Source organism: Pseudomonas sp. 20-5, assembly GCF_056782835.1.
This window is the reverse complement of the sequence record NZ_CM165584.1, coordinates 5925423-5949503: the sequence shown is the minus strand read 5'-3', so window position 1 is coordinate 5949503 and position 24081 is coordinate 5925423. Positions and strand designations below refer to the sequence as shown.

Here is a 24081-nt window from a genome sequence, read left to right as displayed (position 1 = left end):
CGATGCGCAGCCTGGCCAACATCTTCAACCTGGGCATCAAGGAGTTCCGCAGTCTCGGCCGCGACTACGCGATGCTGGCACTGATCGTCTGGGCCTTCACCCTGGGCGTCTACAGTTCCGCCACCGGTATTCCGGAAACCTTGCATCACGCGCCGATCGCGGTGGTCGACGAGGACCGCTCGCAGCTCTCGTCGCGTATCGTCAATGCCTTCCAGCCCCCATACTTCCGGCCGCCGGAAATGATCGGACATGCCGAGATGGATCGCGGCATGGACGTCGGCCTGTATACCTTCACCCTCGATATCCCGCCGGACTTCCAGCGCGACGTGCTCGCCGGGCGCAAGCCCTCGATCCAGGTCAACGTCGACGCGACCCAGACCGGGCAGGCCTTCTCTGGCGCGGGCTACATCCAGAACATCGTCGCCACCGAGGTGCGCGAATTCGTCAGCCGCTACCGCGCGGAGCCGAGCATGCCGGCGCAGATCGAGGTGCGCATGGAATTCAACCCGAACCTGACCCAGGCCTGGTTCGGTGGGGTGATGGAAGTGATCAACCAGATCACCATGCTGTCGATCATCCTCACCGGCGCCGCGCTGATCCGCGAGCGCGAGCACGGCACCGTCGAGCACCTGCTGGTGATGCCGCTGTCGGCCTTCGAGATCATGATGGCCAAGGTCTGGTCGATGGGGCTGGTGGTGCTGGTGGCGGCGGGGCTCTCGTTGCAGTGGGTGGTGCGTGGCTGGCTGGACGTGCCGATCAGCGGCTCGGTGGGACTGTTCCTGCTCGGCGCCGGATTGCATCTGTTCGCCACCACCTCCATGGGCATATTCCTCGGCACGGTGGCGCGTTCGATGCCGCAGCTCGGACTGTTGACCATCCTCGTGCTGCTGCCGCTGAACATTCTTTCGGGCGGCACCACGCCACGGGAAAGCATGCCGGAACTGGTGCAGAACATCATGCTGACGGCGCCGACCACGCATTTCGTCAGCCTGGCCCAGGCGATCCTGTTCCGCGGCGCCGGTTTCGACATCGTCTGGCCGCAGTTCGCCGGTATCGTGGTGATCGGTTCGGCGTTCTTCTTCGGCGCGCTCTGGCGTTTCCGCCGGACCATCTCGCAGATGGCCTGAGCGATGGCTTCAGCGTTTCGCCAGCGGCAGGATCGCCTGCCATTCCTCGGCGCTGACCGGCATTACCGAGAGGCGGCTGCCCTTCTGCACCAGGGCGAGGTTGGCCAGGGCGTCCTGGGCCTTCAGCCGGGCCAGTGGAACGACCTCGGCGAAGGCTTCGACGAAGCTGACGTCGCGGGCGCTCCAGGGGTTCTTCCCGGCGCTGGCCTTGGGGTCGTGGTAGGGGCTGGCGGGATCCAGGGCCGTGGGATCGGGGTAGGCTTCGCCTTCGATGCGGGCGATACCGGCGATGCCGGGCTGCGGGCAACTGGAGTGGTAGAAGAAGAACAGGTCGCCGGGGTTCATGCTGCGGATGAAGTTGCGCGCCTGATAGTTGCGCACGCCATCCCAGCGGGCGGTTCCGAGGCGTTGCAGGTCGCGGATCGAGAGTTCGTCCGGCTCGGATTTCATCAGCCAGTAGGCAGGCATGAACTTTGCTCCTCTTTCGTAGATATACGTAGGAAACGTCTGCGCGTGACCACCGGTCGCCGGTGTAATTGCGTATGACTTCAGCTTATCGGAAAATGCCGTTTTTCAGCGGGGCAGGGTGCTCAGGCGATAAGATAATCGCAAGGACCGGCCTCGAAAATTGCCTGGAAGGGGGAGGCAATCGATGAAGCGCAAGCCAGACTTGCTGTGGGTTTTGGTCATCATCTTCGGACTTGGGGTCGTCACCACCGGTTATACCCAGAGCCTCTGGGAACGACAGGCCAGCACGCCCGCCCAGGTGACGCAACAGCCGTAAGACTCGCCGGGTATCGCATGGAACGCGGTACCCAGGGTTCTCCCTCCTTCCTAGCGTTTCCCTGCCACGTACCAGCCCGCATCGGTCACCGTTCCCGCCAGGGGAATGTCCCAGCTGGCCAGCGCCAGTCGATCCACCTTCTGACATTCATGGGCCAGGCCGATCAACGTCGGTTTGTGACCATTTTTGCGCCTCGCCAGGTAGGCCAGGCTGCGGTCGTAGAAGCCGCCGCCCATGCCCAGGCGCCCGCCCTGTTCGTCGAACCCCACCAGCGGCAGCAGTACCAGGTCCAGCGCCCAGGCCTTGCGCTGGCGGCCGGCGTCGGCCAGCGGTTCGCTGATGCGGAAGCGGTTGCGGGTCCAGCGTTCGCCGCTGCCGACCCGCTGGAATACCATGCGCGTCCGCGGCCAGGGCGCCAGCACCGGCAGGTAGGTGGCCTTGCCGCGCTTCTGCGCCGCACGCAGCAGCGGACGCGGGTCGATCTCGCCGTCGTTGGGCAGGTACAGGGCGATATGGCGGGCACGGCGGAAAAGGGGATGCTGCGCCAGTTGTCGATAGAGGGCGCGGGCGGCGAGGCGTTGCTGCAGGGGGGAGAGCGCGCGGCGCGCCTGGCGGAGCTTGCGGCGCAGGGCCGGGCGGCTGAGGTCTTGCGATTCGATCATGTGGAAAGGTAGCTCCCCGGTCGTGCCGCTGTCGGGTTAGCCCTTGAACCCGAAAGTTCAAGGTGGCGGTTGCAGTAGACCTTAAGGCTTTCCGTCGTGCGGACATGCACACCGGTCCAACTGGCAACCTCCGTTGTTGCAGTTATCGGCTCAGGGACATCACCGACTGGCCAACACACCAGGGAGCGGAGGCCAGTATACCCGAATTGGCCGCGCCCGGGTCAGGCTTCGCCGGCATCGGCCGGATTCGCCAGGGCGCGGTCGACGCGATCGAGCAGTTCGCGCACGCGCTCGCGGGTCGAGCTGCTTTCCTGGTCCAGGCGCTCCTTGCGGTGCAGCAGGTCGTGGGTGATGTTGAGGGCGGCCATCACGGCAACCCGGTCGGCGCCGATGACTTTGCCGCTGGAGCGGATCTCGCGCATCTTGCCGTCCAGGTAACGGGCGGCGCTTTCCAGGTTGGCGCGCTCGTCGTCCGGGCAATTGATGCAGTATTCCTTGTCGAGAATCTGCACGGTGAGGGTATTCGACTGGCTCATGTGTCCTGCTCCAAGGCTTTCAGACGCAAAATCATCGCTTCGACCTTGTGTCTCGCCATTTCGTTCTTTTCGATCAGATGAGCGCGCTCTTCGCGCCAGGACTTTTCGTTCGCCCGCAGCAGCCGGTTCTCCGCCTTGAGCTGTTCCAGCTTCTGGAGCAGCTGGTCGAACTTGGCCGTCAACAATTGCAGATCGGCGTCTTCCATGGGCTCTCGCTTGGGAATTGGGGTGATTGGACAACTATATAGGATCGTCCCCGGTCGGGGCCAATGCCCCGGCCGGGCCGGCGCGCCGGCAACCGGTCGCATGGTCTTGCCGGGGCGGGCGGTGCTAGGATAACCACCTTCATTTCACGTGTAGCGCCCCAATGGCGCCCAGCCGTCAGGGTCCCGAGATGTCCACTCAGAATTCCGCCTACAGCGCCTTTTCCTCCCTTCTCGCCGAGGCGGCCATGCCGGTCTCGCCGGCCGAACTGCACGGCCATCTGCTGGGTCGGGTCTGCGCCGGCGCCGGCTTCGACGAGGCCGCCTGGCAACACGCTGCCGCCGAACTGCTCGGCGGCGCGCCGGGCGAACGACTCAAGGCCGCGTTGTCCGGCCTGCTCGGCATGGTCCGGCAGGACTTTTCCGCCGGCGAGGTCGCCGTCGTCATGCTCCTGCCCGACGACGAAACCCCGCTCGCCCAGCGCACCGAGGCGCTCGGCCAATGGTGCCAGGGTTTCCTCGCCGGTTTCGGCCTCACCGCCCGCGAAGGCAGCCTGACCGGCGAAGCCGAGGAAGTGCTGCAGGACATGGCCGCCATCGCCCAGGTCCAGGGCCAGCTGGAAGACAGCGAGGACGGCGAGACGGACTATATGGAAGTCATGGAATACCTGCGGGTCGCTCCGCTGCTGCTGTTCGCCGAGTGCGGCAAGCCGCTGGAGCCCGCTCCCAAGCCTTCACTGCACTGAGGTTTCTGCATGATCCGTATCCCCAAGTCGGAGTACGCCCGTCGGCGCAAGGCGCTGATGGCGCAGATGGAACCCAACAGCATCGCCATCCTGCCGGCGGCGCCGATGTACATCCGCAATCGCGACGTCGAGCATGTCTACCGCCAGGACAGCGACTTCCAGTACCTCACCGGCTTCCCAGAGCCGGAGGCGGTGATGGCGCTGATTCCCGGCCGTGCCCACGGCGAATACGTGCTTTTCTGCCGCGAGCGGGATCCGGAGCGTGAACTGTGGGACGGCCTGCGCGCCGGCCAGGACGGTGCGATCGGCCAGTACGGCGCCGACGACGCCTTTCCCATCGGCGATATCGATGACATCCTGCCCGGCCTGATCGAAGGCCGCGACCGGGTCTACTACGCCCTTGGCGCCAATCCCGACTTCGACCGCCGGCTGATGGACTGGATCAACGTGATCCGCTCCAAGGCCCGCCAGGGCGCGCAGCCGCCGAACGAGTTCGTTGCCCTCGACCACCTGCTGCACGACCAGCGGCTGTACAAGAGCGCCAACGAAGTGAAGGTCATGCGCTACGCCGCCGAGGTCTCCGCCCGGGCGCACATCCGGGCGATGGAGGTGTGCCGGCCGGGGCTGTTCGAGTACCACCTGGAAGCCGAACTGGAATACGAGTTCCGCAAGGGCGGGGCGAAGATGCCGGCCTACGGCTCGATCGTCGCCGCCGGACGCAACGCCTGCATCCTGCACTACCGCGAGAACGATGCGGCGATCAAGGACGGCGACCTGATCCTGATCGATGCCGGCTGCGAGATCGACTGCTACGCCAGCGACATCACCCGTACCTTCCCCGCCAATGGCCGCTTCAGTCCCGAGCAGAAGGCGATCTACGAACTGGTGCTGGAAGCCAACATGGCGGCGTTCGACTACATCGCCCCCGGTCGCCACTGGAACGAGGCCCATGAGGCCACCGTACGGGTCATCACCGCCGGGCTGGTGCGCCTGGGCCTGCTGGAGGGCGACGTCGACGAGCTGATCGCCCACGAGGCCTACAAGGCTTTCTACATGCACCGCGCCGGCCACTGGCTGGGGATGGACGTGCACGACGTCGGCGAGTACCGCGTCGGCGGCGAATGGCGGGTGCTCGAACCGGGCATGGCGATGACCGTCGAGCCGGGCATCTACATCGCCCCGGACAATACCACGGTGGCGAAGAAGTGGCGCGGTATCGGCGTACGCATCGAGGACGACGTGGTGGTCACCCGCAATGGCTGCGAAGTGCTGACCAACGGCGTGCCGAAGACCGTCGCCGAGATCGAGGCGCTGATGGCCGCGGCCAAGAGCGAGGCAGCCTGAGGTGACGATGAGCAAGGTCAACCTGGCGATCATCGGCGGGGGCCTGGTCGGCGCCTCGCTGGCGCTGGCCCTGCAGGCCGGCGCTCGGGAGCGCGGCTGGTCGATCGTGCTGATCGAACCCTTCGCCCCCGGCAACGCCTACCAGCCCAGCTACGACGCTCGCTCTTCGGCGCTGTCCTACGGCAGCCGGCAGATCTACGAGCGACTCGGCCTGTGGCCGGCGATCGCCGAGCGCGCCGAGCCGATCCTGCATATCCATGTTTCCGACCGCGGCCGCTTCGGCGCCACCCGCCTGACCGCCATCGAGGAAGGCGTGCCGGCGCTGGGCTACGTGGTGGAGAACGCCTGGCTCGGCCAGTGCCTGTGGAAGGCGCTCGACCCCGAGGTGGTGCGCTGGCACTGCCCGGCCGAAGTGAAGACCCTGGAAGCCCGGGAGGGCGGTTACCGGCTTACCCTCGACGACGAGACGCAACTCGATTGCGAGCTGGCGATCCTCGCCGATGGCGGTCGTTCCGGGCTGCGCGAACAACTTGGCATCGCCGTGGAGCAGACGCCGTACCGGCAGACTGCGCTGATCGCCAACGTATCGCCCTCCGAGGCGCACCTCGGGCAGGCCTTCGAGCGCTTCACCCCCAGCGGTCCGATGGCCCTCCTGCCGTTGCCGGATAACCGTTGCGCGCTGATCTGGACCCGCCCAGGCAAGGACGCCGAACGCCTGCGTGGCCTCGATGACGCGGCCTTCCTCGGCGAGCTGCAGGCTGCCTTCGGCTACCGCCTCGGCGCCTTCCGCCAGGTCGGCGCACGGCACTGCTACCCCTTGCACCTGGTCGAGGCCCGCGAGCAGGTGCGTCCGCACCTGGTGGTGCTGGGCAACGCTGCGCACAGTCTGCACCCCATCGCCGGCCAGGGCTTCAACCTGTCGTTGCGCGACACCCTGGCGCTGGTCGACGCCCTGCTCCACGACGACGCGCCGCTGGGCGAGTTCGCCGTGCTGCAGCGCTACCTCGATGGGCAGCGCCTGGACCAGCAGATGACCGTCGGCTTCTCCGACCGGGTGACCCGGCTGTTCTCCAACGACCGCGCGCTGCTCGGCGCCGGGCGCAACCTCGGCCTGCTCGGGCTCGACCTGCTGCCGCCGGCCAAGCGCTGGTTCGCCCGCCAGGCCATGGGCCTCGGCGCGCGGCCGCTGTAGCGCCATGCCGGTCTGGTCGAGGGCGCGCAAGGCCCGCCTGCTGCGCTTCGCCATGAATCTCTACCCGCCCTTCCTGGGGGCGGGCATCCGTGTGCGGCACATCGCTGGCGATTTCCGCGAGGTTCGGGTGCGCATGGGCCTGAACCGGCTCAATCGCAACTATGTAGGCACCCAGTTCGGCGGCAGCCTCTACGCGATGACCGACCCGTTCTTCATGCTGATGCTGATGGAGAACCTGGGCCGCGACTACGTGGTCTGGGACAAGGCGGCCAACATCGAGTTCGTCAGCCCGGGCAAGGGCCCGGTGCATGCGCATTTCAGCATCGACCAGAAGCTGCTCGACGAGGTCCGCGAGCGGACCGCCGGCGGCGAGAAGTACCTGCCCCGGCTGCACGCCGAAGTGCGCGACGACGCCGGCACCCTGGTGGCGCGGGTTCAGAAAACCCTGTACGTGCGGCTCAAGCCGCGCCTGCGGAACGCGGCCTGAAGAGGGCCCACGAGTGGAGAACGAGGATATGCACGCGGATCTGGTCATCGTCGGCGCCGGCATGGTCGGTAGCGCCCTGGCCCTGGCCCTGGAGGGCAGCGGCCTGGAGGTGCTGCTGGTGGACGGCGGCTCGCTCGACGTGGCGCCGTTCAAGCCGGAGGCGCCCTACGAGCCGCGGGTCAGCGCGCTGTCCGAAGCCAGCCGGCGGATTCTCCAGCGCCTGCATGCCTGGGACGGCATCGTCGCGCGCCGCGCCGAGCCCTATCGCGAGATGCAGGTGTGGGATGGCTCCGGCACCGGGCGGATCGGCTTCAGCGCCGCCAGCGTGCACGCCGAGGTACTCGGCCATATCGTCGAGAACCGGGTGGTGCAGGACGCCCTGCTGGAACGCCTGCACGATTCCACCACCGGCCTGCTGGCCAATGCGCGCCTGGAACAGATGCGCCACTCCGGCGACGACTGGCTGCTGACCCTGGCCGACGGTCGCCAGCTGCGTGCGCCGCTGGTGGTCGCCGCCGACGGCGCCAACTCGGCGGTACGCCGCCTGGCCGGCTGCGCCACCCGCGAATGGGATTACCTGCACCACGCCATCGTCACCAGCGTGCGCTGCGAGAACGCGCACCGCGCAACCGCCTGGCAGCGCTTCACCGACGACGGTCCGCTGGCCTTCCTGCCCCTGCCGGACCGCGGCGACGAGCACTGGTGCTCGATCGTCTGGTCGACCACCCCGGAACAGGCAGAACGCCTGATGGCGTTGGACGAGGATGGCTTCCGCGCCGCCCTCGGCGAAGCCTTCGAACAGCGCCTGGGCGCCATCCTGCATGCCGACCGGCGCCTGTGCATCCCGCTGCGCCAGCGGCACGCCAAGCGTTACGTCGAGCCGGGCCTGGCGCTGGTCGGCGACGCTGCGCACACCATCCACCCGCTGGCCGGACAGGGCGTGAACCTGGGCTTCCTCGATGCGGCGGTGCTGTCCGAGGTCCTGTTGCACGCCCTGGAGCGCGGCGAACGGCTTGCCGACGAACGCGTGCTGAGTCGCTTCGAGCGGCGGCGGATGCCGCACAACCTGGGCATGATGACGGCGATGGAAGGCTTCGAGCGCCTGTTCCAGGCCGACCGGTTGCCGCTGCGCTGGCTGCGCAACGCCGGCCTGCGCCTGGTCGACGGCCATCACGAGGCGAAGGCGCTGTTCGTCCGCCAGGCGCTTGGCCTCAGCGGCGACCTGCCGTCGCTGGCACGAGTCTGAGCGGGGCGGCCCCCCTGACGGGAGGGCCGCCAGTCCTCAGAACAGCGCCGCGCAGTCACGCATGACCTGCGCCTTGTTGCGCAGGTAGAGCCCGAACAGGTTGCGCGCGGCTTCTTCGTTCACCTCGATTTCCATCGCCTCGACGAAGGCGTTCACCGCCGCCGTGGCGTGGGCGAAGTGATTGCTCTCGGTGCCGCCGGTGTGCACCGTTACCCAGGCCACGGTGGCGCGGGCGCGTTCGGCGGGTACGCCCATGTCGCGGCTGAACCATTCCTTGTACAGCGGGTGGATGTACTCCACCTCGCCGTGGGTATAGACCTCGTGTACCAGCGTGGTCAGCAGTCCCTGCATCAGGTCGCGCTCGCGCAGGCGCTGGCGGTCGGTCCAGTCCTTGAACGCCTGCGCCGAAGGCAGGCAGTTCTCGCGCAGCAGCCAGCGGTCGTCGCCGCAAAGGGTGGTGGCCATGGTGTAGAAAAGATCGGCATGCACGGTGTTGCCGAGGGCGCCGAGGTCTTCGTCGGTGATCCGTTGCAGGCTGCCGCAGGCTCGATAGAGCTGGTCTGCCGCTGCCGAACCCTGTTCCGAACGGGCCAGCAGGGTCAGGCGATTGGCCAGTCCGGAAACGCTGGCCGCCGAGTTGTTGGTCTTCGACCAACTGGCGAAGAACTTGCGCAGCGGCTCGACCGCCTGGCGCCGGGCGGTGACCCGGGCGAAGGCGTCCTCGATGTCCAGCAACGACGCCGTCTCGTCCCAGAAGGCCCGGAACAGTGCGTGGCGCAGGGTTCCGGCGGGCATGTCGTTGAGGACCGGCTCGATGACGCCGAGCAGCTTGCTGTGGGGGGTGATGACATGGTTCATGGCTAACCTCCTGTCGGTTCTTGTTGTTCTTGCGATGGTTACGGTCTTCCTTGCGACGCGCGCAGGGCCGCGCGTTCGGCCTGTGGTGCGGACCAGCCGTAGCGGGTCAGAAGCAACGGCAGCAACTGGGCCAGGAGGATCAGGCCCAGGCAGCCCGGCCAGCCCCAGCGCTCCCAGAATGGCGCCGGCAGTACCGCGCCGAGGCTGCCGCCGGCGTAGTAGCAGGTCAGGTAGAGGCCGACGGCACCGGCCTTGTCGGTCCCGGCATTGCTGGCGGTGAAGGCGTTGACCGTGGACTGTGCGAGGAACACGCCGGTGGCGCTGAGGGCCAGGCCGACGAGAATCGTCGGCAGGCCCGGCGCCAGGGTCAGCAGCGAGCCGCACACGCCCAGCAGCGATGCGCCCAGCAGCAACTGGCGGTGCGGGCGGGTGCGGGCCAGGCGGCCGCTGGCGGGAATCACCAGCAGGGCGAGGAGGAACACCGCGTAGATCGAGCCGAGCTGAGCGGTGTCCAGGCTGTACGGCGGACGGCTGAGATGGATGCCGATATAGGTGAACATGGCGACCTGGGAAAAGAGGACACAGAACCCCACCGCGTAGGACGACAGCAGCGGAGCCCGGAACAGTTCACGGGATACTAAGGGGCGTTTCCCCGGTGCGGGCGCGTGCCTGCCAGAATTGGCAGGGAGCAGCGCACGGATGGCGACAGCGATGAGCAGGGTCAGCCCGGCGAGGATCCGGAAGGCGACGCGCCAATCCCACTCCTCGGTCAGCAGGCCGGTGAGGAAGCGTCCGGCGAAGCCGCCGAGGATGGTCCCGGCGACATAGAGGCTGGTCAGCTCGATGACCGCGCCGCCGCTCCAGCGCTCGCCGATGTAGGCCACGCTGCTGGCGAACAGCAGGGGAATCAGCATCCCTTCGGCGAAGCGCCAGAGCAGGAAGGCGGCGAAGCTGCCGGCATGGGCGGCCAGCAGCATGGGCACGCAGAGCAGGCTGGCGGCGAAGGCGATCACCCGGCTGCGCTCGCGGCCGCCGCTGAGTCGGCCGACGAAGGGCGCGGCGAGAGCCACCGCCAGGGTGGTGGCGGTGATGCTCCAGTTCGATTGATGGGCGCTGATGTGGAAGCTCGCCGCCAGTTCGTCGAAGATGCCCTGGGTGGTATAGAGATTGAGGAACGCAGCGCAACCGCAGAGAAACAGCGCGAGGCGGGGGAAACCCTGGGACGAATTCATGGAACGCTCTGCCTGGACGAGAAACCCCCTGTTATAGGGGCGCTCCCGACGGGCTGGCCAATACCGATTCAGGACCGATCGATACCGAGGAACCGCATGCTCGACCTACGCCGCCTGCGCTGCTTCGCAGCCGTTGCCGAAACCCTGCATTTCGGCCGCGCCGCCCAGCGCCTGCACATGGCGCAGCCGCCCTTGACCCGGCAGATATCCGCGCTGGAGGAAGAGCTGGGCTTTCGCCTGTTCGACCGCTCCAGCCGGGCGGTGACCCTCACCGCCGAGGGCAGCCTGTTCCTGCCTTACGCACGCGCCCTGCTGGACCAACTGGAGCGCACCGCCGGCTTCGCCCGCAAGCTGGCGCAGGGGCTGGCCGGCCACCTGACCCTCGGCTACGCCAGCTCCATCGCCCTGTCGGACCTGTTCACCGAGGCGATCCGACTGTTCCGCGAGCGCCATCCGGAGGTGCAACTGGAGCTGCTCGAAGGCGCTTCGGCGGCGCAATGGGCGCAGATCGCCGAAGGCGGCATCGATGTGGGGCTGGGGCGCCTGCCGCCGCCGGAAGGCCAGGTCGGCATCGAGGTGCTGGCCCTGGGCGGCGAGCCGCTGGTGGTGGCCGTGCCCAACGGCGATCCGCTGGCGCGGCAAGAGCGGATCGACCTGTACGATCTGCGTGATCGGCCGCTGATCCTGTTTCCACTGGACTACGGCTCCGGCCTCAACGAACTGATCGAGCGCCTCTACCGGAAGGCCGGGCTGGCGCTGACGAGGGGACCGGCCGGACGCCAGATCACCTCGATCATCGCCCTGGTCGCGGCCGGCCAGGGCGTTGCCCTGGTGCCGCGTTGCAGCACCGCGCTGGCCCGGGCCGGAGTCGTCTATCGCCCGCTGGCCGAGCCCGAGGCGCTGGCCGATTTCCTCGTCTTCACCCGCCGCCATGGCCGCAGCGCCGCGGTGGAGGCGTTCCTCGCCATCCTCGGTGGCCTGGACGCAGGCGAAACACCCCGACACATTTAGTCGCGCGGGTTCGCAAGCGAGATTTCTTATCATTCGTGCCTACGTTCCGCTGACGAGGCTGTTCTTCATGCAGGCAAGCAAAGCTCTACTCGCCGCCCTGGCCCTGGGCATCACCGGCCTGGCCCAGGCCGCCGACGAAGTGGTGGTGTATTCCTCGCGCATCGACGAGCTGATCAAGCCGGTGTTCGATGCCTACACCAGCAAGACCGGCGTGAAGGTCAAGTTCATCACCGACAAGGAAGCGCCGCTGATGGCGCGGATCAAGGCCGAAGGCGCTAACACCCCGGCCGACCTGCTGCTCACCGTGGACGCCGGCAACCTCTGGCAGGCCGAGCAGATGGGCCTGCTGCAACCGTTCAAGTCGGCCACCATCGAACGGAACATTCCCTCGCAGTATCGTTCCAGCACCGATAGCTGGACCGGACTGTCGCTGCGCGCGCGGACCATCGTCTACTCCACCGAGCGGGTCAAGCCGGAAGAGCTGAGCACCTACGAAGCCCTGGCCGACAAGCAATGGGAAGGCCGCCTGTGCCTGCGCACGGCGAAGAAGGTCTACAACCAGTCGCTGACCGGGACCCTGATCGAGACCCACGGGGCGCAGAAGACCGAGGAAATCCTCCAGGGCTGGGTGAACAACCTGGCCACCGACGTATTCGCCGACGACAACGCGGTGATCCAGGCGGTGGACGCCGGCCAGTGCGACGTCGGCATCGTCAATACCTACTACTACGGGCGCCTGCACAAGCAGAACCCGAACCTGCGGGTCAAGCTGTTCTGGCCGAACCAGGCCGACCGCGGCGTCCACGTCAACCTGTCGGGCATCGGCCTGACTCGCCACGCGCCGCATCCCGAGGCAGCCAAGGCGCTGGTGGAATGGATGACCGGGCCCGACGCCCAGGCGCTGTTCGCCGGGATCAACCAGGAATTCCCGGCCAACCCGCAGGTCGCGCCGTCAGCCGAAGTCGCCAGCTGGGGCAGCTTCAAGGCCGACAGCATCCCGGTGGAAGTTGCCGGCAAGCGCCAGGCCGAGTCGATTCGCCTGATGGACCGCGCCGGCTGGAACTGACCGCCGGTTATACTCGACGCCCCGGCTCGTCCGAGCGGGGCGTCGTTCGTTCCGCACCGAGGATTTCGTGGCCCATCCCGCTCCCCGCCGCTGGTACCCCATCACCTTCACCGTTGCCGCGCTGGTGCTGCTGCCGCTCAGCGTGCTGCTGCTGAGCTGGCTGGAGATCGACCGGGAAATCTGGAGCCACCTGTGGGATACCCAGTTGCCGCGCCTGCTCGGCAACACCCTGACCCTGGTGCTCGGCGTCGGCATCGGCGTGACTCTGCTCGGGGTCAGCCTGGCCTGGCTCACCAGCCTCTGCGAATTCCCCGGGCGGCGCTGGCTGGACTGGGCGCTGATGTTGCCGTTCGCGATCCCGGCCTACGTCCTGGCGTTCGTCTTCGTCGGCCTGCTGGATTTCGCCGGACCGGTGCAGAGCCTGCTGCGCGAGTGGTTCGGCAGCGGCCTGCGGTTGCCGCGCGTACGCTCCACCGGCGGGGTGATCCTGGTCCTGGTGCTGGTGTTCTATCCCTATGTCTACCTGCTCGCGCGCAGCGCCTTCATCGCCCAGGGCAAGGGCCTGATGGAAGCCGCGCGGGTTCTCGGCCTGTCGCCCTGGCAGGCGTTCCTGCGGGTCGCCCTGCCGATGGCGCGGCCGGCGATCGGCGCCGGCCTGGCGCTGGCGGTGATGGAAACCCTGGCCGACTTCGGCGCGGTATCGGTGTTCAACTTCGACACCTTCACCACCGCCATCTACAAGACCTGGTACGGCTTCTACAGCCTCTCCAGCGCCGCCCAGCTGGCCAGCCTATTGTTGCTCGGGGTATGCCTGGTGCTGCTCGGCGAGCGCCACACGCGAGGCCGAGCCAAGGCCGCCAGCGAGCGTCCGCGCGGCGCGCCGCTGTACCGCCTGCGCGGCGCCAGGGCGCTGGCGGCGAGCGCCTGGTGCGGGCTGGTGTTCCTCTGCGCCTTCGTGATTCCCGTGGCGCAACTGGTTGTCTGGTTCTGGCGCCAGGGCCGTTTCGACCTCGACGAGCGCTACTGGGACCTGATCGGCCATACCCTGACGCTGGGCGGCATCGCCGCGCTGGCGACGGTCGCCGTGGCCCTGCTGCTGGCCTTCGCCGTGCGCCTGGCGCCGACCCGCGCTATCCGCGGCGCGGTGGGCCTGGGCAACCTCGGTTATGCGCTGCCGGGCTCGGTCCTGGCGGTTTCGATCATGCTGGCCTTCAGCTGGCTGGACAATCACTGGGTGATCCCGCTTTCCAGCGCCCTCGGCGGCGCCGGCAAGCCGCTGCTGCTGGGCAGTCTGTTCGCCCTGCTGCTGGCCTACCTGATCCGTTTCATGGCGGTGGCCTACGGGCCGCTGGAAAGCGGGCTGGCGCGGATCCGCCCGTCGCTGCCGGAAGCTTCGCGCAGCCTCGGCGTGGGCGGCCCGCTGCTGTTCCTGCGGGTCTACCTGCCGCTGTTGCTGCCGGCCTCGCTGAGCGCCGCGCTGCTGGTCTTCGTCGACGTGCTCAAGGAGATGCCGGCGACCCTGCTGATGCGTCCCTTCGGTTGGGACACCCTGGCCGTACGGATCTTCGAGATGACCAGCGAGGGCGAATGGGCGCGCGCCTCGCTGCCGGCCCTGACCCTGGTGCTGGTCGGCCTGCTACCGGTGGTCGGGTTGATTCGTCGTTCTGCCCATCATTCAGATCGCTGAGCCCAGTATCCATGCAGGTCGTACGGTCTATGCACGGATCGCGGCACGCTTCCATGGTGTCCTGCTCCGGGGCTTGCGGCTACAATGCGCGCGATTTCGTGCCGGCGGTCCCTGCCGACGGCACCCGCTACGCCCGGAAGGAGAATACCCATGGGATTGCGCACCCCGCTTTACGAGCTGCACGTCGCGCTCGGCGCCAAGATGGTCGATTTCGGCGGTTGGGACATGCCGCTGCACTACGGTTCGCAGGTCGAGGAGCACCATCAGGTTCGGCGTGACTGCGGCGTCTTCGACGTGTCCCACATGACCGTGGTCGACGTCGCCGGCGAGCAGGCCACGGCCTATCTGCAGCATCTCCTGGCGAACGACGTGGCGCGTCTCGGCGAAACCGGCAAGGCGCTCTACAGCGCGATGCTCAACGAAGAGGGCGGGGTGGTCGACGACCTGATCGTCTACCTGACCGAGCACGGCTACCGGGTGGTGGTCAATGCTTCCACCCGCGACAAGGACATCGCCTGGATGCAGGCGCAGGCCGCCGGCTTCAAGGTCGACCTGCAGGAACGCGGCGACCTGGCGATGCTCGCCATCCAGGGCCCCAACGCCCGCGTGCACAGCTCCGAACTGGTGTCCCCGGCACGCGCCGCACTGATACGCGAACTCAAGCCGTTCCAGGGCCGTGCCGAGGGCGACTGGTTCATCGCCCGCACCGGCTACACCGGCGAGGACGGCCTGGAAATCATGCTGCCGGCCGCCGAGGCGCCGGGTTTCCTCAACGAGCTGGTTGGCGCCGGGATCTCCCCGGCGGGCCTGGGTGCGCGCGATACGCTGCGCCTGGAGGCCGGGCTCAATCTCTACGGCCAGGACATGGACGAAAGCGTTTCCCCGCTTGCCGCCAACATGGGCTGGACCGTAGCCTGGGAGCCGGTTGCGCGGGACTTCGTCGGCCGCCGCGCGCTGGAAGCGCAGAAGGCCGCCGGCGACCAGCCGAAGCTGGTCGGCCTGGTTCTGGAGGAGCGCGGCGTGCTGCGCGCCCACCAGGTGGTGCGGGTAGCTGGCATTGGTGAGGGGGAGATCACCAGCGGCAGCTTTTCGCCTACCCTGAACAAGTCCATCGCGCTGGCCCGCGTGCCGGCCGCCACCGGCGACCGCGCCGAGGTGGAAATCCGCGGCAAGTGGTACCCGGTACGGGTGGTCCAGCCCAGTTTCGTGCGTCACGGCAAGCCCCTGATCTAACCTGGCAATGGCGACCGCCGTCGCCCCCGACTTCGAGGAAAACAAGATGAGCAATATTCCCGCCGAACTGCGTTACGCCCAGAGCCACGAATGGGCTCGCCTGGAAGCCGACGGCAGCGTTACCGTGGGCATTTCCGACCATGCCCAGGAAGCCCTTGGCGATGTGGTCTTCATCGAGCTGCCGGAGCTGGGCAAGACCCTCGCCGCCGGGCAGGAAGCGGGCGTGGTCGAGTCGGTGAAGGCCGCCTCCGACATCTATTCGCCGATCGGCGGCGAAGTCATCGCCATCAACGAAGCCCTGGCCGACACCCCGGAAGACGTCAACAACGACCCGTACGCGTCCTGGTTCTTCAAGCTCAAGCCGAGCAATCCGGCCGAGCTGGACAAGCTGCTCGATGCCGCTGGCTACCAGGCCGCCGTCGACGCGGAAGGCTGAGCCGCCGCGTAGTCGCGACAAAACCCGCTATCCTTGGACAAGGCCTCGATCATTCGAGGCTTTGTTCTTTTTGCAGCGGCGAAATGCGTTTTCGCCGTCGTTGCTTTCTCATTCGATATCCGTTCGGCGACGATCGCTGGCAGGGCGATGCCGCCCCCAACGAGACCGAAGCCATGTCGCAGACGCCGTCCCTCGCCCAGCTCCAGCCCGCCGATGCCTTCCTGCGCCGCCACCTCGGCCCCGATCCGGCGGAACAGCAGGCCATGCTGGACTTCCTCGGAGTTTCCACTCGCGCCGAACTGATCGTGCAGACGGTGCCGCCGGCGATCCGCCTCAACCGGCCGCTGGAACTGCCCGCCGCGCTCGACGAACAGGCCGCCCTGGCGCGCCTGCGCGGCTATGCCGGGCTCAACCAGCGCTGGACCAGCCTGATCGGCATGGGCTACTACGGCACAGTGACGCCGCCGGTGATCCTCCGCAACGTGCTGGAGAATCCCGGCTGGTACACCGCCTATACGCCCTACCAGCCGGAAATCGCCCAGGGCCGCCTGGAAGCGCTGCTGAATTTCCAGCAACTGACCATCGACCTCACCGGACTCGACCTGGCCAGCGCCTCGCTGCTCGACGAAGCCACCGCCGCCGCCGAGGCCATGGCCCTGGCCAGGCGGGTGGCAAAGGCCAGGAGCAACCGGTTCTTCGTCGATGCGCATTGCCATCCGCAGACCGTTTCGGTGTTGCGTACCCGCGCCGAGGCGTTCGGTTTCGAGCTGGTCGTCGACGAGCCGGACAATCTTGCCGCCCACGCGGTGTTCGGCGCCTTGCTGCAATACCCGGACAGTCGCGGCGAGATCCGCGACCTGCGCCCGCTTATCGAGGCGTTGCACGGCCAACAGGCGCTGGCTTGCGTCGCCAGCGACCTGCTCGCCCTGTTGTTGCTGACCCCGCCGGGGGAACTCGGTGCCGACGTGGTGCTCGGCAGCGCCCAGCGCTTTGGCGTACCGATGGGCTACGGCGGGCCGCACGCGGCGTTCTTCGCCACCCGCGAAGGGTACAAGCGGGCAATGCCGGGGCGGATCATCGGCGTTTCCCGCGACGCCCGCGGCAACCCGGCGTTGCGCATGGCCCTGCAAACCCGCGAGCAGCACATCCGTCGGGAAAAGGCCAACTCGAACATCTGCACCGCCCAGGTGCTGCTGGCCAACATTGCTTCGCTGTATGCCGTCTACCATGGGCCGCAGGAGCTGAAACGCATCGCCCAACGCGTCCAGCGCCTGACCGCGCTGCTGGCGGTGGGCCTGGAAAGCAAGGGACTGCGGCGGCTCAACCGGCACTTCTTCGACACCCTGACCTACGAGGTCGGCGAGCGTCAGGCGGCGATCCTCGAACGGGCGCGGGCGGCACGGGTCAACCTGCGCGTGGTCGACGACCGGCGGCTGGCCCTGAGCCTCGACGAAACCTGTGACGCGGCGACCCTGGCGACCCTGTTCGAGATCTTCCTCGGCGCCGGCCACGGGCTGGATGTCGCGCACCTGGATGGCGGGGCGGTGGCCGACGGCATCCCGGCGGTCCTGCAACGCACTTCGGCCTACCTGCAGCATCCGGTGTTCAACGCCCACCACAGCGAGACCGAGATGCTTCGCTACCTGCGCCAGCTGGAAGGCAAGGACCTGGCGCTGAACCAGGCGATGATCCCGCTCGGCTCCTGCACCATGAAGCTCAACGCCAGCAGCGAAATGATCCCCATCACCTGGCCGGAATTCGCCGAACTGCATCCGTTCGTGCCGCGCGAGCAGGCCGAGGGCTATCGCCGCATGATCGACGAACTGGAAGCCTGGCTGCGGGCGATCACCGGCTTCGACGCCATCTGCATGCAGCCGAACTCGGGAGCACAGGGCGAATATGCCGGGTTGCTGGCGATCCGCCGCTACCACCAGAGCCGCGGCGATAGCCAGCGCGACATCTGCCTGATCCCCGCATCGGCGCATGGCACCAACCCGGCCTCGGCGATCATGGCCAGCATGCGGGTGGTGATCGTCGAGTGCGATCCCTGCGGCAACGTCGACCTCGACGACCTGCGCCTCAAGGCGGCCGAGGCGGGCGACCGGCTGTCCTGCCTGATGATCACCTATCCCTCGACCCACGGCGTCTACGAAGAGGGGATAGGCGAGATCTGCGAAGTGGTCCACCGCCACGGCGGCCAGGTCTACATGGACGGCGCCAACCTCAACGCCCAGGTCGGCCTGGCGCGACCGGCGGACATCGGCGCGGACGTCTCGCACATGAACCTGCACAAGACCTTCTGCATCCCCCATGGTGGTGGCGGGCCGGGCATGGGGCCGATCGGGGTCAAGCGGCACCTGGCGCCGTTCGTCGCCAACCATCCGGTGATCCGCGTCGAAGGGCCGAACCCGCTGAACGACGCGGTCAGCGCGGCGCCCTGGGGCAGCGCCAGCATCCTGCCGATCAGTTGGATGTACATCGCCATGATGGGCCCGCAGCTGGCCGACGCCAGCGAGGTGGCGATCCTCTCCGCCAACTACCTGGCGAACCGCCTGGACGGGGCGTTCCCGGTGCTCTACCGCGGGCGCAACGAGCGCGTCGCCCACGAATGCATCCTCGACCTGCGACCGCTCAAGGCGCAGACCGGGATAACCGAGGAAGACGTGGCCAAGCGCCTGATGGACTACGGCTTCCACGCCCCGACCATGTCCTTCCCGGTGCCGGGCACGCTGATGGTGGAGCCGACCGAGAGCGAGTCGAAGGCGGAGCTGGATCGTTTCGTCGAGGCGATGCTGAGCATCAGGGCCGAGATCGGCAAGGTGGAGAGCGGCGCCTGGCCGGCGGAGGACAACCCGCTGAAACGGGCGCCGCATACCCTGGCCGACGTCACCGGGATCTGGCAGAGACCCTACGAGATCGCCGAGGCAGTGACCCCGAGCGAACATGCGCGGGCGTTCAAGTACTGGCCGGCGGTTAACCGGGTGGACAACGTCTACGGCGACCGCAACCTGTTCTGCGCCTGCGTGCCGCTGGACGACTACCGCGAGTGACCTCGCCTCCGGGCGGAGGCGAGGTCGCCGTGGCCTACTGCTGGACGGCGGACTGCTCGCCGCCGGCGAGGATCGCGCTGGCCAGTTCCATGTCGCTGGCCTGCAGGTCCGGGTTGTCGTTGCGCAGCTTCTGCAGGGCGGCTTCCAGGTACGGCCCGCGGATCGCGCCGTCGCTGGCGATGTAGCTGCCGGCGTCGTCCTGCGCGGCGACGATCAGCTTGTGGTCGTGGCGGAAGGTCAGGTAGGTGGAGGCCGTGGTGGCACCCGAGGAAATGATGTTGCGCCAGAAGGTATCGGCCATGGCCGAGCCCAGCGGCAGGGCGGCGATGACCAGGGTGGCGGCGGCGAGTTTGACGGAACGCATGGGGGAACTCCTGATAGGGGGCTGCGTGTTACATCAGATCGCGTTTGCCGTCCCGGAGTTCCAGCGGGGATGACCGTCCGGTCGCTTTTTCCGCTGCCGTACAGCCCCCGCCGGCCGGGAGCTACAGCGATTCAGGGCGCGGCAGGCTCGACGTGCAGCAGGGCGCCGTCCTGGCCGGTGACCCGGACCAGGGCGCCGCGCGGCAGGTCGGGACCGCTGACCAGCCACGACGCGTCCTCGACGCGCAGCTCGCCGAGCCCGCCGACGATCGCCCGGTGCAAGGGAAAGGTGCGGCCGAACAGGTCGTCGCCGCGTCGCTGCAACCCTGGCGTTTCCTCGACGCTACCGGCCTTGCGGCGACGGCGTCGATGCAAGGCGGCGACCAGCCCGGAGAGCAGGACGAACAGCCCTACCTGCCAAGGCCAGGCCAGTCCCGGCAGGAGCGCGCCGAGCGCACCGACACAAGCGGCGGTGAGGCCGACCCGCAGCAGATAGCCGCCGGCACCGAAGATTTCCAGGAGCAGGAGGACGGTACCGAAGGCCAGCCAGTCCCAGAAGTCCAGGCGTAGCAGCAGGATTTCCATCGGCCGGCCCTCAGCGCCGGCTCGGCGGCCGGCCGAGCCACATCGAGCCAGGGACGCCGCTCGCGGCTCGCCGCAGGTGCGGTGCGCCGCGGCTGGGGAGCGTCGGCGCGGGGACGGCGGGGGGAACGCTCGTCATCGTCTACATCCTTGTCTGTGGGCCTGGCAGGCCCGTCCGGCGTTGTGCCGTGCAACCGTCGGAACTCCGCCGACGGGATGTGCCGCTACTTCTGTTCGCTCTGCGGGGTCACCCGCAGTACTTCCTCCAGCGTACTGATACCTGCGGCGACCTTCTGCGCGCCGGACAGGCGCAGGCTGCGGGTGCCTTCCTTGTACGCCTGGCGGCGTAGGGCGACCAGGTCGGTGTCGGCGGTGATCAGTTCTTTCAGGCTATCGCTGAGCAGCATGATTTCATAGACGCCGGCGCGCCCGCGATAGCCGGTGTCGCGGCACTCCAGGCAACCCACGGCCTGGTGCGCGCCGCTGGGCGGCGGGGCGCTCCAGGGGCGGGTCAGTTCGTGCCAGTCGCTGTCCGCCAGTTGCATCGGCGCCTTGCAGTGCGGGCAGAGCGTGCGCACCAGGCGTTGGGCCATGACCCCTAGCACCGTGGCGCGGATCAGGTAGTAGGGTACGCCCAGTTCGAGCAGGCGGGTGATCGCCGTGGGGGAGTCGTTGGTGTGCAGGGTGGAGAGCACCAGGTGCCCGGTGAGCGCCGCCTGGATCGCCATCTCGGCGGTCTCCAGGTCGCGGATCTCGCCGACCATGATGATGTCCGGGTCCTGCCGCAGCAGGGCGCGTACTCCGCTGGCGAAGGTCAGGTCGATGTTGTGCTGGACCTGCATCTGGTTGAACGAGGGCTCGATCATCTCGATCGGGTCCTCGATGGTGCAGACGTTCACCTCATCGGTGGCCAGTTGCTTGAGCGTGGTGTAGAGCGTGGTGGTCTTGCCCGAGCCGGTGGGGCCGGTGACCAGGATGATGCCGTTGGGCTGGCTGGTCATGCTCTGCCAGCGGCGCAGGTCGTCGGCGGAGAAGCCGAGCTGGTCGAAGCTCTTGAGCAGCACCTCGGGGTCGAAGATGCGCATCACCATCTTCTCGCCGAAGGCGGTGGGCAGGGTCGACAGGCGCAGCTCCACCTCGGCGCCGTCCGGGGTCTTGGTCTTGACCCGGCCGTCCTGCGGCTTGCGTTTCTCCGCCACGTTCATCCGTCCCAGCGACTTCAGGCGGCTGACCACCGCCATGGTCACCTGCGGCGGGAACTGGTAGACGTTGTGCAGCACGCCGTCGATACGGAAGCGCACGGTGCCCTGCTCGCGGCGCGGCTCGATGTGGATGTCGCTGGCGCGCTGCTGGAAGGCGTACTGGAACAGCCAGTCGACGATGGTGACGATGTGCGCGTCGTTGGCGTCCGGCTCCTGGTCGGCGGCGCCGAGGTTGAGCAACTGCTCGAAGTTGCCGACGCCGCTGATCTTCTGGTCCGGCGAGGTGGCGCCGCTGACCGAGCGGGCCAGGCGGAAGAACTCGACGGTGTAGCGCTGGATGTCCGCCGGGTTCGCCACCACCCGCTTGATCGGTCGCTTGAGCACATGCACCAGGTTGCTTTCCCAGCCCTGTACGAAGGGCTGGGCGCTGGCGATGGTGACTTCCTCCGGACTCAGCGCGACGGCGAGGATGCCATGGCGCTGGGCGAAGGCGTAGGACATCAGCGGAGTCACCGCGGCGACGTCGATCTTCAGCGGGTCGATGCGCAGGTAGGGCTGGCCGGCGTACTCGGCCAGCCACTGGGTGAGGGTCTCCAGGTCGAGCTTGCGTCCGGGGCGCTTGAGATCCTCGACCTGCTGCGCGGCGAGGAACTCCAGCGGATGCTGCTGGTTGCGCACCGCGCTGCGGCGGATCGCCAGGCACTGTTCGGCCTGCTCCTGCCCGACCCGGCCCTGGGCGACCAGCTCGCGGAGCAGGTCGCCGAGGTCCAGCAGGCGGTCCTGGGCGGCGGTGGCGAACACGGACATGCAGACTCCCTTCGGATGATGGCGGTAGCGGCGAAGCTTATTTCATCAGCGCCTTCCAGGGTTTGAGCGTCAGCACAGTATGGGCCTGCGTGGCGCGGGCAGCCAGGCGCTCGGCATCGACAGGTTGCCGCAGCAGCTCCAGCAACTTGGCCAGTTCGCCGTAGAGGCGGTCGGCTTCCGGCAGGTCGAGCACGCCGCGCGCCAGGCGCAACCAGGTAAGCATGCGCTGCAGGCGCGGCGCTTGGTCGGGGAGCAGCTCGGGATGCTGGTGGGCGCGCGCCAGCGGCGTGGCCTGGGCTTCTTCGGCAAGGCTGCGCAGCAGCCACTTGCCCAGCGCGGCAGAGCCCTGGCGGTTGCCGCGCTCGTTGCGCGACTCGGTCCAGGCCTTGGCCAGCAGCCAGCGCGAGGCATTCAGGGAGAACAGGCCCCAGCGGGTCTCGTCGAGTTCGCCGCGGAACAGTTGCGGCGCCTGCTGGCGTAGCGTCTCGTCGTCACGGCCGCGCTCGATGCGCGGCGCCCAGTCGGCGAGGAGAGCGTCCAGCGCTTCGCGCAGCTCGCGACTGCTGGCGCGTGGCACCGCCTGGCCGAGGCTGCCGAGCAGGGTGCGCAGGTCCTGCAGGTGTTGCAGCCAGTCCTCCAGCAGGCGCCAGTGGCCGTTGAAGCGATACTGTTCGGCCAGTCGCTGGCTGCTGCCGAGCAGGTACCAGGCGATGGCGGCGAAGGCACCGTCCAGCGGGGTTTCCGCCAGCAGTTTCTGGGCCGGGGGATCGACCTCGTAGCTGTTCGGGTCGAACAGGCGGTAGCCGCGCTCGGCCTTGCTGATGTCGCAGGGCATCAGCGGCAGGTCGGCGGCCAGTTCCGCGGCCAGCTCCAGCAGCGCGGCGGCATCGCCCTGGCGCAGTTCCAGCTCCAGTTCGCAGATTTCCTCCTGGTTGTCGCCGGCGACCACCTTGCCCAGGTCGAGCGCCGCCTCCACGACTACCCTGGCCTTGCCGCGGCCCCAGGCGATCTCGGCGCGCTGGCGGACGAAGTCGGTGCTGAAGATCGGCTTGAGCTGCTTCTTGTCGAGATCCTTGAGGGCCGCCGGCCAGCACTTGTCGTCGAGTTTCTTCAGGTCGAGCTTGTTCTTTTCCAGGTACCAGTCCCACTCGTTGCGTTCGGACAACCCGGCCACGCTCTGCCCGCGGCTTTTCAGCGTCTGGATGTACTGCTTGCCGTCGCGGCGCATGCGCAGCGCGACCTTGGCCCGGGCCAGCTCGCGGCCGGGGGTGTCGTAGTACTGGTTGTACAGTTCGCGGCGCTCCCAGCCCGATTTGTTGCGCTTCTTCAGCAACGGGTGCTCCTGCAAGGCTTCCAGGGTGGCGCGGCTGACGCGGAGTTTGATTTCGGTTTCTTTCTGCATGGGGCGATGTCCGGCTCGGGACGCCAGGCGTCCGCGGGTGAAGGTGTTCCAGATCAAAGGCGCGCGGGGTGGGTGGCCTATACTTTTCGGCATTTCCACCAGGGAGGCGTTCCATGCCGACCAATCCGTTCATCAGCCTGTTCGGCCGTTCGCCGATCGGGCCGATGCAGCAGCACATCGCCAAGGCCCACGAATGCGCGGCCGGCCTGTTGCCGTTCTTCCGCGCGGTGATCGCCGAGGACTGGGCGCAGGTCGAACAGGTTCAGCAGGACATGGTGCGACTGGAGCAGGAAGCCGATCGGCTGAAGAAGAACGTCCGGATGCACCTGCCCAAGAGCCTGTTCCTTCCGGTGCCGCGCTCCGATCTGTTGGAGCTGCTCAGTGTACAGGACAAAGTCGCCAATCGCGCCAAGGACATCGTCGGGCTGATGCTGGGCCGGCGCATGCGCATCCCGTTGCCGCTACAGGGCCAGATGCTCGCCTATGTGCAGCGCTCGGTGGACGCCAGCGCCCAGGCGTTGCGGGTGGTCAACGAACTCAACGAACTGCTCGAGACCGGCTTCGGCGGGCGCGAGACCAGCCTGGTGGAGAGCATGGTGGAGGAACTCGAGGCGATCGAGAACGATACCGACCGCATCCAGGTCGAGGTACGCCGCGAGCTGTTCCGTCTGGAAAGCGAGCTGCCGCCGGTGGACGTGATGTTCCTCTACCAGATCATCGAATGGATCGGCGATGTCGCCGACCGCGCCCAGCGGGTCGGCAACCGCCTGGAGCAATTGCTGGCGCGGTGAGCGCCAGTCTTCTTTCCGACCCTGCCTGCACACG

Annotated in this window: 24 protein-coding genes and 1 other RNA gene; 14 read left to right on the top strand and 11 right to left on the bottom strand. The window is 67.7% G+C overall.

The window, feature by feature from the left end:
• The first annotated feature begins 2 nt into the window (after positions 1–2).
• The gene (locus AC1RB9_RS27430; protein WP_003457791.1) at positions 3–1127 is read left to right on the top strand and encodes an ABC transporter permease; all 1125 of its coding nucleotides are present in this window, start codon (positions 3–5) and stop codon (positions 1125–1127) included.
• Between the two features lie 9 nt (positions 1128–1136).
• Here AC1RB9_RS27430 and AC1RB9_RS27425 read toward each other — a convergent pair whose 3' ends face one another.
• Complete coding sequence (locus tag AC1RB9_RS27425) at positions 1137–1595, bottom strand: EVE domain-containing protein (RefSeq protein WP_003114044.1); 459 nt, start codon at positions 1593–1595, stop codon at positions 1137–1139.
• Positions 1596–1779: 184 nt separating this feature from the next.
• On the opposite strand from AC1RB9_RS27425, the gene AC1RB9_RS27420 reads away from it, so the two are divergent.
• Complete coding sequence (locus tag AC1RB9_RS27420) at positions 1780–1911, top strand: hypothetical protein (RefSeq protein WP_003096323.1); 132 nt, start codon at positions 1780–1782, stop codon at positions 1909–1911.
• A 50-nt stretch (positions 1912–1961) separates the two neighbouring features.
• Here the strand turns inward: AC1RB9_RS27420 and AC1RB9_RS27415 are convergent, their stop codons facing one another.
• From AC1RB9_RS27415 to AC1RB9_RS27400, 4 genes are all read right to left on the bottom strand, one after another.
• Positions 1962–2573, bottom strand: a complete 612-nt coding sequence (locus AC1RB9_RS27415) for a 5-formyltetrahydrofolate cyclo-ligase (protein ID WP_003096321.1) — start codon at positions 2571–2573, stop codon at positions 1962–1964.
• Positions 2574–2582: 9 nt separating this feature from the next.
• Positions 2583–2761: non-coding RNA, 6S RNA (gene ssrS, locus AC1RB9_RS27410), on the bottom strand.
• A 33-nt stretch (positions 2762–2794) separates the two neighbouring features.
• Entirely contained in the window at positions 2795–3109 is a 315-nt protein-coding gene (locus tag AC1RB9_RS27405) for a cell division protein ZapA (protein ID WP_003096316.1), read from the bottom strand.
• The gene (locus AC1RB9_RS27400; protein ID WP_003096314.1) at positions 3106–3315 is read right to left on the bottom strand and encodes a TIGR02449 family protein; all 210 of its coding nucleotides are present in this window, start codon (positions 3313–3315) and stop codon (positions 3106–3108) included. The genes AC1RB9_RS27405 and AC1RB9_RS27400 overlap by 4 nt, the downstream gene beginning before the upstream one ends.
• A 188-nt stretch (positions 3316–3503) precedes the next feature.
• On the opposite strand from AC1RB9_RS27400, the gene AC1RB9_RS27395 reads away from it, so the two are divergent.
• Genes AC1RB9_RS27395 through AC1RB9_RS27375 form a run of 5 tightly spaced genes read left to right on the top strand, consistent with a single transcriptional unit; the run spans position 3504 to position 8327 of the window.
• Positions 3504–4058 carry a YecA/YgfB family protein gene (locus AC1RB9_RS27395; RefSeq protein ID WP_003099193.1) on the top strand — a complete coding sequence of 185 codons (555 nt, stop codon included), beginning with the start codon at positions 3504–3506 and terminating at the stop codon, positions 4056–4058.
• A gap of 9 nt (positions 4059–4067) precedes the next feature.
• Entirely contained in the window at positions 4068–5402 is a 1335-nt protein-coding gene (pepP, locus tag AC1RB9_RS27390) for a Xaa-Pro aminopeptidase (RefSeq protein ID WP_003114045.1), read from the top strand.
• Positions 5403–5409: 7 nt separating this feature from the next.
• A complete protein-coding gene (gene ubiH / locus AC1RB9_RS27385) occupies positions 5410–6594 on the top strand; it encodes a 2-octaprenyl-6-methoxyphenyl hydroxylase (protein WP_003099190.1) in 1185 nt (394 codons plus the stop codon).
• 4 nt (positions 6595–6598) lie between these two features.
• On the top strand, positions 6599–7081 hold the full coding sequence (locus AC1RB9_RS27380) for a hotdog fold domain-containing protein (protein ID WP_003099189.1): 483 nt from the start codon (positions 6599–6601) through the stop codon (positions 7079–7081).
• 28 nt (positions 7082–7109) lie between these two features.
• Complete coding sequence (locus tag AC1RB9_RS27375) at positions 7110–8327, top strand: 2-octaprenyl-3-methyl-6-methoxy-1,4-benzoquinol hydroxylase (protein ID WP_003120388.1); 1218 nt, start codon at positions 7110–7112, stop codon at positions 8325–8327.
• Between the two features lie 36 nt (positions 8328–8363).
• On the opposite strand, the gene AC1RB9_RS27370 is transcribed toward AC1RB9_RS27375, so the two are convergent.
• Together AC1RB9_RS27370 and AC1RB9_RS27365 are read right to left on the bottom strand one after the other, a co-directional pair.
• Entirely contained in the window at positions 8364–9185 is an 822-nt protein-coding gene (locus AC1RB9_RS27370) for a hypothetical protein (protein WP_003118038.1), read from the bottom strand.
• A gap of 38 nt (positions 9186–9223) precedes the next feature.
• A complete protein-coding gene (locus AC1RB9_RS27365) occupies positions 9224–10417 on the bottom strand; it encodes an MFS transporter (protein ID WP_003114048.1) in 1194 nt (397 codons plus the stop codon).
• Between the two features lie 96 nt (positions 10418–10513).
• Here AC1RB9_RS27365 and AC1RB9_RS27360 point away from each other — a divergent pair, with 96 nt between their 5' ends.
• The 6 genes from AC1RB9_RS27360 (at position 10514) to gcvP (ending at position 18900) form a co-directional block, all read left to right on the top strand.
• Positions 10514–11428, top strand: a complete 915-nt coding sequence (locus AC1RB9_RS27360) for a LysR family transcriptional regulator (protein ID WP_003099180.1) — start codon at positions 10514–10516, stop codon at positions 11426–11428.
• Positions 11429–11495: 67 nt separating this feature from the next.
• Positions 11496–12494: an extracellular solute-binding protein gene (locus AC1RB9_RS27355; RefSeq protein ID WP_003457783.1), complete on the top strand. Its 999-nt coding sequence runs from the start codon at positions 11496–11498 to the stop codon at positions 12492–12494.
• 67 nt (positions 12495–12561) lie between these two features.
• Complete coding sequence (locus AC1RB9_RS27350) at positions 12562–14181, top strand: ABC transporter permease (RefSeq protein WP_003099178.1); 1620 nt, start codon at positions 12562–12564, stop codon at positions 14179–14181.
• Between the two features lie 150 nt (positions 14182–14331).
• Positions 14332–15414 carry a glycine cleavage system aminomethyltransferase GcvT gene (gene gcvT / locus AC1RB9_RS27345; protein WP_003114049.1) on the top strand — a complete coding sequence of 361 codons (1083 nt, stop codon included), beginning with the start codon at positions 14332–14334 and terminating at the stop codon, positions 15412–15414.
• 46 nt (positions 15415–15460) lie between these two features.
• Complete coding sequence (gcvH, locus tag AC1RB9_RS27340) at positions 15461–15850, top strand: glycine cleavage system protein GcvH (protein ID WP_003107397.1); 390 nt, start codon at positions 15461–15463, stop codon at positions 15848–15850.
• A gap of 173 nt (positions 15851–16023) precedes the next feature.
• On the top strand, positions 16024–18900 hold the full coding sequence (gcvP, locus tag AC1RB9_RS27335; RefSeq protein ID WP_003457778.1) for an aminomethyl-transferring glycine dehydrogenase: 2877 nt from the start codon (positions 16024–16026) through the stop codon (positions 18898–18900).
• Positions 18901–18934: 34 nt separating this feature from the next.
• Here the strand turns inward: gcvP and AC1RB9_RS27330 are convergent, their stop codons facing one another.
• The 4 genes from AC1RB9_RS27330 to AC1RB9_RS27315 form a co-directional block, all read right to left on the bottom strand.
• On the bottom strand, positions 18935–19264 hold the full coding sequence (locus AC1RB9_RS27330) for a DUF2388 domain-containing protein (RefSeq protein WP_003096280.1): 330 nt from the start codon (positions 19262–19264) through the stop codon (positions 18935–18937).
• Between the two features lie 131 nt (positions 19265–19395).
• Positions 19396–19848: an NfeD family protein gene (locus AC1RB9_RS27325; RefSeq protein WP_003107402.1), complete on the bottom strand. Its 453-nt coding sequence runs from the start codon at positions 19846–19848 to the stop codon at positions 19396–19398.
• A 221-nt stretch (positions 19849–20069) separates the two neighbouring features.
• Positions 20070–21854 carry a type IV pilus assembly ATPase TfpB gene (gene tfpB, locus AC1RB9_RS27320; protein ID WP_003096276.1) on the bottom strand — a complete coding sequence of 595 codons (1785 nt, stop codon included), beginning with the start codon at positions 21852–21854 and terminating at the stop codon, positions 20070–20072.
• A gap of 37 nt (positions 21855–21891) precedes the next feature.
• Positions 21892–23256, bottom strand: coding sequence for a CYTH domain-containing protein (locus AC1RB9_RS27315; protein ID WP_003457774.1), 1365 nt, complete (start codon positions 23254–23256; stop codon positions 21892–21894).
• Between the two features lie 113 nt (positions 23257–23369).
• On the opposite strand from AC1RB9_RS27315, the gene AC1RB9_RS27310 reads away from it, so the two are divergent.
• A complete protein-coding gene (locus tag AC1RB9_RS27310) occupies positions 23370–24047 on the top strand; it encodes a TIGR00153 family protein (protein WP_003100081.1) in 678 nt (225 codons plus the stop codon).
• Positions 24048–24081: the final 34 nt, after the last annotated feature.

What these genes read in the sequence shown, in the direction of transcription:
- AC1RB9_RS27420 (WP_003096323.1), top strand. Translation starts at nt 1,780, where the DNA reads ATGAAGCGCAAGCCAGACTTGCTGTGGGTTTTGGTCATCATCTTCGGA.
- AC1RB9_RS27330 (WP_003096280.1), bottom strand. Translation starts at nt 19,264, where the DNA reads ATGCGTTCCGTCAAACTCGCCGCCGCCACCCTGGTCATCGCCGCCCTG.
- tfpB (WP_003096276.1), bottom strand. Translation starts at nt 21,854, where the DNA reads ATGTCCGTGTTCGCCACCGCCGCCCAGGACCGCCTGCTGGACCTCGGC.
- gcvT (WP_003114049.1), top strand. Translation starts at nt 14,332, where the DNA reads ATGGGATTGCGCACCCCGCTTTACGAGCTGCACGTCGCGCTCGGCGCC.
- AC1RB9_RS27380 (WP_003099189.1), top strand. Translation starts at nt 6,599, where the DNA reads ATGCCGGTCTGGTCGAGGGCGCGCAAGGCCCGCCTGCTGCGCTTCGCC.
- AC1RB9_RS27360 (WP_003099180.1), top strand. Translation starts at nt 10,514, where the DNA reads ATGCTCGACCTACGCCGCCTGCGCTGCTTCGCAGCCGTTGCCGAAACC.
- AC1RB9_RS27430 (WP_003457791.1), top strand. Translation starts at nt 3, where the DNA reads ATGCGCAGCCTGGCCAACATCTTCAACCTGGGCATCAAGGAGTTCCGC.
- AC1RB9_RS27375 (WP_003120388.1), top strand. Translation starts at nt 7,110, where the DNA reads ATGCACGCGGATCTGGTCATCGTCGGCGCCGGCATGGTCGGTAGCGCC.
- AC1RB9_RS27310 (WP_003100081.1), top strand. Translation starts at nt 23,370, where the DNA reads ATGCCGACCAATCCGTTCATCAGCCTGTTCGGCCGTTCGCCGATCGGG.
- AC1RB9_RS27315 (WP_003457774.1), bottom strand. Translation starts at nt 23,256, where the DNA reads ATGCAGAAAGAAACCGAAATCAAACTCCGCGTCAGCCGCGCCACCCTG.
- gcvH (WP_003107397.1), top strand. Translation starts at nt 15,461, where the DNA reads ATGAGCAATATTCCCGCCGAACTGCGTTACGCCCAGAGCCACGAATGG.
- AC1RB9_RS27395 (WP_003099193.1), top strand. Translation starts at nt 3,504, where the DNA reads ATGTCCACTCAGAATTCCGCCTACAGCGCCTTTTCCTCCCTTCTCGCC.
- AC1RB9_RS27425 (WP_003114044.1), bottom strand. Translation starts at nt 1,595, where the DNA reads ATGCCTGCCTACTGGCTGATGAAATCCGAGCCGGACGAACTCTCGATC.
- gcvP (WP_003457778.1), top strand. Translation starts at nt 16,024, where the DNA reads ATGTCGCAGACGCCGTCCCTCGCCCAGCTCCAGCCCGCCGATGCCTTC.
- AC1RB9_RS27405 (WP_003096316.1), bottom strand. Translation starts at nt 3,109, where the DNA reads ATGAGCCAGTCGAATACCCTCACCGTGCAGATTCTCGACAAGGAATAC.
- AC1RB9_RS27365 (WP_003114048.1), bottom strand. Translation starts at nt 10,417, where the DNA reads ATGAATTCGTCCCAGGGTTTCCCCCGCCTCGCGCTGTTTCTCTGCGGT.
- ubiH (WP_003099190.1), top strand. Translation starts at nt 5,410, where the DNA reads ATGAGCAAGGTCAACCTGGCGATCATCGGCGGGGGCCTGGTCGGCGCC.
- AC1RB9_RS27355 (WP_003457783.1), top strand. Translation starts at nt 11,496, where the DNA reads ATGCAGGCAAGCAAAGCTCTACTCGCCGCCCTGGCCCTGGGCATCACC.
- pepP (WP_003114045.1), top strand. Translation starts at nt 4,068, where the DNA reads ATGATCCGTATCCCCAAGTCGGAGTACGCCCGTCGGCGCAAGGCGCTG.
- AC1RB9_RS27325 (WP_003107402.1), bottom strand. Translation starts at nt 19,848, where the DNA reads ATGGAAATCCTGCTGCTACGCCTGGACTTCTGGGACTGGCTGGCCTTC.
- AC1RB9_RS27370 (WP_003118038.1), bottom strand. Translation starts at nt 9,185, where the DNA reads ATGAACCATGTCATCACCCCCCACAGCAAGCTGCTCGGCGTCATCGAG.
- AC1RB9_RS27415 (WP_003096321.1), bottom strand. Translation starts at nt 2,573, where the DNA reads ATGATCGAATCGCAAGACCTCAGCCGCCCGGCCCTGCGCCGCAAGCTC.
- AC1RB9_RS27400 (WP_003096314.1), bottom strand. Translation starts at nt 3,315, where the DNA reads ATGGAAGACGCCGATCTGCAATTGTTGACGGCCAAGTTCGACCAGCTG.